General features: G+C 42.3%; 4 protein-coding genes. All 4 read right to left on the bottom strand.

Annotated elements, in window-relative coordinates:
• Positions 1–11: 11 nt before the first annotated feature.
• The 4 genes from DW205_RS19610 to DW205_RS19595 all read right to left on the bottom strand — a co-directional run bounded on the left by DW205_RS19610 (position 12) and on the right by DW205_RS19595 (position 6,795).
• Complete coding sequence (locus tag DW205_RS19610) at positions 12–1,481, bottom strand: DUF6057 family protein (protein ID WP_233523166.1); 1,470 nt, start codon at positions 1,479–1,481, stop codon at positions 12–14.
• Between the two features lie 10 nt (positions 1,482–1,491).
• Positions 1,492–2,958, bottom strand: a complete 1,467-nt coding sequence (locus DW205_RS19605; RefSeq protein WP_005859297.1) for a PD40 domain-containing protein — start codon at positions 2,956–2,958, stop codon at positions 1,492–1,494.
• 9 nt (positions 2,959–2,967) lie between these two features.
• A complete protein-coding gene (locus DW205_RS19600; protein ID WP_005867638.1) occupies positions 2,968–4,713 on the bottom strand; it encodes a DUF6057 family protein in 1,746 nt (581 codons plus the stop codon).
• A gap of 231 nt (positions 4,714–4,944) precedes the next feature.
• Positions 4,945–6,795: a RagB/SusD family nutrient uptake outer membrane protein gene (locus tag DW205_RS19595; protein ID WP_005867639.1), complete on the bottom strand. Its 1,851-nt coding sequence runs from the start codon at positions 6,793–6,795 to the stop codon at positions 4,945–4,947.
• Positions 6,796–6,818: the final 23 nt, after the last annotated feature.

Below are 6,818 nucleotides of genomic sequence, written 5' to 3'. Positions count from 1 at the left end.
AAACTGTATTTTTAGGATAATGCTGGGGTTTGGATAACTTCCAATATAATCATCAGGTTATCAAACAATCCGATTATATTGGCGAAAAGGTCTTTGTCGCTGGATAGGCTTTTTCTTTTTGTACCTAATTCCGGGTCGCTCTCCACCGCTTGGTCATTATATAAGAACTTTCGTTGCGAGGAGGCCCATTCGTGATAGGCCCATGTCTTTTCCAATAATGATATAAACTTCTCGGCTGCGGGATACTGTCCGTATATCAAATGGGATTTTATTAATAATTTGGTCATGACGGGACTGCCGTATGTAATTCCTACCGAGGTACCAAAAGCGAAATTGTATGCCAAGGACGTGATTCCTACATGGTAGTATATCTGGCTGAATAGGAAACTTTCCTCTATATGCGCTTGGTACTTTGAGACCAAAGATTGTATTCCGCTTTGCGGATATTTGAATAAATCAGTCTGCATGACACCCTTGTGGGATAAGGCAAGGTTTAAGCAATTCAGGTGTAAGTAGTTATTATAGTTTAGATCGGCGGACGAGATTATGGCGTCCCATTGCTCGGTATCTATGTAATGAAACATTTGCATCAACGTATAGAAATCTTTATTCCTCTGTTGAAGAGCCGTTTGCGTATAATACATACCGGATAAGGCAAGTAATGCTACGGCTACTAAAGCTTTTAAATAGGTTTTTATGTGATCTAAGTAACGTGATAGGAAGAATAGAAGCATAACGAGTAGCGCTACTTGCCAAGAGAAGCCGTAGAATGGTTCCAGCTCAATGAAATACTCTACGTAATCTTTCATCCAAAATACATAGTCATAATCGGGTTTACTGCCTCCTAGGACACATAGGGAGCCTACGATAAGTAGCAGCAGCAACGGGATGAAGCTTGCGTACCAGCGTTCGCATTTTTGTAATACATCAAATAGTAAGATGCTAAGGGCGAATAATATAGCTACAGATCCCATCGTGTAAAACAATCCGGTCGCCAGCAAGCAACCAATTAAGGTACGGTACGTCCAATTAAATCTTCGTGCGCTGTAACTATATACGTTAAGCGCCAATGACCAAAACAACATGGCTATCAGTCCTTCATAATGATAGCTATCTTTCATTAGGTAAAGATATTGGAATAGGATGGGGAGAAAGGCCAAGGGCATAAGATATAATGCCGGATGTATCTTTCGTAAGGTCAGCCAGAATAACCAACCGGAGATTCCACCGATCAAGGCGGTCACCAGCGATCCGATAAGCGGGATCCTGAAAAACTGTATCAAGAATTGAGAGATAAAAGTCGCTAGCCCCCCTATCTGCTTAAGTATGCTGAATATATAGGTGGAATCGAATAGGAAAATCTGCTGCTGTTCCCGATAAAAAAAGAGAGGCTCTTGCATGGTCTGCAAATGAAACCATAAGACGCCGGTCAATAGAATGAATGGAAGCGGTGGTAATATCTTCTTATATAAAGTACTCATGTGATTTATTCTATTTACGATAAGTTACGTCAATTCCTTTATCCTCTTTGGCTAGCGTGCTAAGCGCCCGGATCTTGGAGGATACTTTTCCGGTAATAAACTCGGGTATATTATAAGATTTCATGAAACGGTGATAGTAGTCTGTGTCTTTCTGAGGCAAAAGGAAGGGCTTAGACGCATTTCCTTCTTCATCTATATAAGCAAAATAAGGACGTGTGTATAACCCGTCTATCCTTCGACTGCTGAAGACGATCCAGCGGCTGTTGCTACTCCATGAGTGATAGCTCTCCGTATCCGTGCTATTGGCGTTTTGCAAGGAATGAGAGATTCCGCTCGCTATATCCAGTAGATATAGATCTGCGTCTTTATGCCAGATCGAGAAGTTACCGTAGCCGGACAGCGTATATAACAAGAATTTCCCGTCTGGGGAAACACGGGGAAAAGAGGCGCTCTTCCCATCTTTTCCGGCATTGTATAAGGTATCTATACGGGAGCCGAAACTCCGGGTTACGGGATCGAACGCTATGGAGCAAAGGTTATATTTTACTTCTGAATATTCATGCGGCATGGAACGTGCCTCTGCCGAGCAGAAGTAAAGAGTCTTGCCATCGGGAGAGAATGTCGGGAAAGTCTCAAACGCTTTTGCTGTCCGAATGGAAGGCGTACTGATAATCTCATGCTTTTCCGTATCGTATACAACTACGTCGGATTGGCTGTCGAAGACCTCCACCCGGTTTTTGTCGTTGGCATGAAAGCTTTGGCTGGTCTGATTGACAGAGAAGGCTACGTATTTCCCCGATGGATGCCAAGAGGGATAGACCAAAGGCGAGATCGTCTGATCGGTCTTCGTATTTAATTTCTCGATCTTGTCTCCGTCGATCAGATAAGTGCCCGAATACTTATCCCTCATGTGGAACAGCATTTTATCGGGGTTTTGCATACAAAAAGAATGGCAATTCATACAGTTTTGACCGCTGTATTTGTTTTCCATGATAGGGCTTTGCTTATAATCTTCCAGATTCCGTTGGTAAATACCCATTTGATTCCAAAGTTCGTATCCGGGTTCGATCAAGCGATAAGCCAGATATGAATCCATGGGTTCCGGAGCGACGAATAGTGAGAATTCCGGATAGGCGAGCCATTCTTTGTCTTTTGCGTAGAGCTTTACTTGTATCGCTTTTCCTGTCGCCCTTTTCAGCAATTTTCTCCAATCGGATGCGGGAAGATAGAATTGTCCCCCTTTTTCCTTGACTTGTATCTTTTCTTCTCCGAATTTGAGTACGGCGAAGGCTTCCGCATGTGGATTTTCTATCTTGAAATTTAAGGGAGCGATATTATAAGGGATCGTTACATCCGCATAATCGGGAAATAATACAGGTTTCTCCGAGGTTTCTTTGCTTACCGGGATCGTATCCGAGCAGGATATTCCTAGTAGAATAAGAAATAAACAGGTGATATATAGAATATTTCTTTTCATGGTTGTTGATCATTTTAGAGTATAATAAGACCAATAAGTGTCTCCGAACGACTTCTTTATAAGTTGCGGAAGTTGTGGGTTGTTCCGGTTCTGCACGACTAAATTCCGATAACCTGCGAATTTGCGGATCACATTTCCGGATACGTTAAAACGCTTCCAGTAATCCACATCCTTCTCTGCTAATAGGATAACAGCCTCTTGGAAACTCACGGGGAGAGAGGGGAGTACCGGTGTTCCATAATACTTTTCTATCAGCCTTTGGAAAGCTTTCATGTCTTTAGACAGCAGATAGATAGCCCCGGTGAATTGGATCGGGAGCTGATTTTCCGGATCTTGTTCCGCACGGATAAGTAAATCATGTTCCAGTCCGTTGATACCGGATAAGTTACTTTCCTTCGGAAGAGCTTTTCGTTTAGGCCCTAATACCGGATCAGCTTCAATCGCTTTGTCGTTATATAAGAAGCCTCTATGCCGTTTGGCCCAATCATGATAGGCATATGTTTTTTCTAAGATACTGATATATTTCTCGGCGATAGGATACGTTCCGTAAATCAAGTTTGTTTGAACAAGCCGTTGCAGGTTCCGGGGATTACCGGCACCAATTACGGTGACATACCCTTCAAAAGCCATCTCCTGCGATAATGCGATTTCCCCTAGCGTAAAATAGGCGTCGCTTAACAGGGTGGAGACCGTAAAGGTCTTGTTCCAAGAGGCGAGTAACCCTTGAGGACCGTGTTGATCAAAAGCGAACATCCGGTCTGCCAACTCCCCTTTTTCCGCAAGTGCCCTATTTAAGTAAGTTAAATATAAATAGTTTTTGATCGGCCCGTGACAATGCCGGATGATCTCGTCCCATTGTTCGGTACGGGCATAATAATCCAAGACTTTTAGAGGATAGGCTTTCTGGTCGTTATACCGTGGAATCGTTACCCAGCAAAGGAATAGGATTAGGATGAATTGAACGGTAAGCTCTATCCCTGTTTTTTTCTTTGATTGGTTTTTGCCTTTAGGATATACGAATGCCCCGATCAAGCTAAGCGGTAAACAGACCCATGCGAAATAGATGAGATTGGGAGCCGCCAGAATCGGGTGGTAAAAAGCGTCCGGTAAGAATGCGAAGCGATAACTGGTGATGGTAGTTGACCAGACACTTCCGATCCCGATAAACAGGTATTCAATTAAAACCGCTAAAAAATAGAACCCCTGTTTGGAACGGCTTATCGCTTCCTTGAGAACCACACTTAATGAGAATAGCCCGGCAATCGGTCCTCCTATCCAAAAAAGTAGTGGGGTGATTACCAATGCGGCGGATAGCCGGTAACGGGGATCTTTTATGCGCATCCATGCGTTCAGGCTAATCAAACAAAATAGGAATGCGATAGTGCCTTGTACTAAATAATTGAAGTCGTATTGAATCAATAATAAGAATAAAACCGGGAGTAAGTAAAGCAGGAAGAGCTCTTTATTTGGATTAATTTGCAGGATGATCTCCCTCATTGTTAAGCCGATAGACGTAAGTATAGCTGCGATAATGAAAGGCCCTGCATAAGGCGTAATAAAGAATTGTGTCAAGAATTCCCCGATAATCAAAGATAAACCTCCCGGACTGCTGATTTTATCCGCAAGATAATCTTCGGAAAACTGGAATAGTTGAAGCTGCTCGATATAGAAGAAATGAAACTTGCCGGTTATTTGCAAGAAACCCCCTAATAGGACAAACAGGATCAAACCGAGGAGTATTTGTTTATATCTCATGGCTAGAGTACACGTTTCATTTTGATTTAAAGTCAAACAAAGATACGATTTTTATCGGAAATACCAATCTACACAAAACGAAGTTAACTTAATTGGCACATGGAGTTAACTTCGTTGGCAAAGTATGTTAACTTCGTGAGCAAAGTAAGTTAACTTACTTTTGGGGATTAAAAAGCAGGCCGGACATATCACATGCCCGGCTGCTCTTTTTGAAACTGTTAACCCACTTGTTTATTTCCAGTTTTCGTTTTGAACTAATAAACCATTCATCAAACGTATTTCGTTGATTGGAATTGGAAGTGTAGTCCAATTAGGATTATAATACTTATTCTGGTATTTACCTAAATACTGAGATTCGTATTTGATGTAATTATTCAATTCTTCAGCAGCGATACCCCAGCGTACCAAATCATACCATCTATGACCTTCCATGGCCATCTCTATCTTACGTTCCCAGCGTAATGCTTGGGTGGCTTTCTCTTTCGTAGCGAATTGAGATTCTGGATATAGACCGATACGATAGTTTGCGGCGGCATTTGTATCTTGTTTACCATTAATCTTATCATCCAATACATAAGGAGAGGTTGTCTCTAGCATAGTTGTCGGATCTGCTGCTTTCACATATCCATTGGCTGCGCGGGCACGTACTTGATTTACATATTCACGTGCTCCTTGCGGATTACCTGTTTCAATCAAAGCTTCCGCATACCATAGCAATATATCTGCATATCGCGCTAAATGGAAGTTCTTGGCAGAAGAAGAAGTCTCTGTCGGAACGGATAAGCTTCCTTGATCAGCTTTCTTTGGCTGGTTCTTTTTATTTAGGTATGGACCACCGTTTGTGATTTCACGAATCCAACCGTCAATTGTTGTTGGGATAGACCAATCTAGGAATGGAGTATTGAAACGACCCGTGGAAACATCCAGACGTGGATCTGTGTAGACGGTCAAATCTGTATGAGGAATCGTATTCTCGTCAATTGTAGTCAGTGGCACATCCTTCTGATAAGAGCCATCCATTTTAGGCAAACCATTTGCGTCAACGATGTGAGAATTAACCAAATCGTAAGAAGGTTGATAAAATCCCCAACCACCGGTTCCTAAAGCACCACCGAAACCAATATGAGGTGCACCATTTGGAGCATTTGTATTAGTTTGCGTACCGGAGATTGCCATCTGGATATCGAATACAGACTCTCCTGTCCAGTCTGATACTCCTGCAGTATAAAGTTCCTCATAGGTATCAGCCAAGCGATACTTCGTACCATTGTTGTCTTTACCATTGGCCATGACTTCTTCCAATATGGTTTTTACTTCAGCCCAATGGTTTGAGTTTCCGTTCTTTCCGTTATATACGGAAGATTGGTACATTCTCGTTTTTGCCAAAAATGCGGCTGCGGCCCATTTGTTAACACGTCCCATTTCTGCTGGCCATGTATCAGGCAGGTTGTCATAAGCATATTGGAAATCTTCTGCGATCTTATCCCATATGTAAATATAATTTCCGCTCTCATCTACATTCGAAACTTGAGGGTTTACATTCGCTGCTACATCCTCATCATTTACATAAGGAACTGCGGCTCCAAATAGTTTGACAACTTCAAAATGCCAGAAGGCACGGAAGAAGCGTGCTTGAGCGATTGTCTCTGTAAAGTAGTCCTTGCTTTGTCCGGGAACAGCGGTTAATTCTGTCTCCACTTGCTTGGCTACATTAATCAAGTTGTTTGCGAAAAATACGCCATTATAACAGCTTTTCCACTTTACGCTTAAATAGCTGTTATCGGCAGCGAATGTATAAGTCTCCAAACTAGTAAAGTCTGGTTGGTCGGTAAAATTAGAGCCTTTATTGGCGCTACCTCCCATTACATCACCGTATGCATAATTCGTTAATGTACCTTCGAAATAGCTATCGTTGTGTAAGGTGGCATACATACCGGTTATCAATCGTGAAACACCCTCTTGATTAAGGAAGTCCGGTTCGCTCATCTTACCTACCGGTTCCACTTCCAAGAAATCGGAGCAAGAAGTCATGCTTCCTATTGCGGCGGCAGCAATTGCCGCATATATAAATAGTCTCTTCATCTTATTTGAAATTTATAGTTATA

Origin of the sequence: Parabacteroides sp. AM17-47, from assembly GCF_003434625.1 — a bacterium.
Lineage (GTDB): Bacteria > Bacteroidota > Bacteroidia > Bacteroidales > Tannerellaceae > Parabacteroides > Parabacteroides distasonis.
The sequence above is the reverse complement of the archived record's forward strand: the minus strand, read 5'-3'. Positions and strand labels throughout refer to the sequence as shown.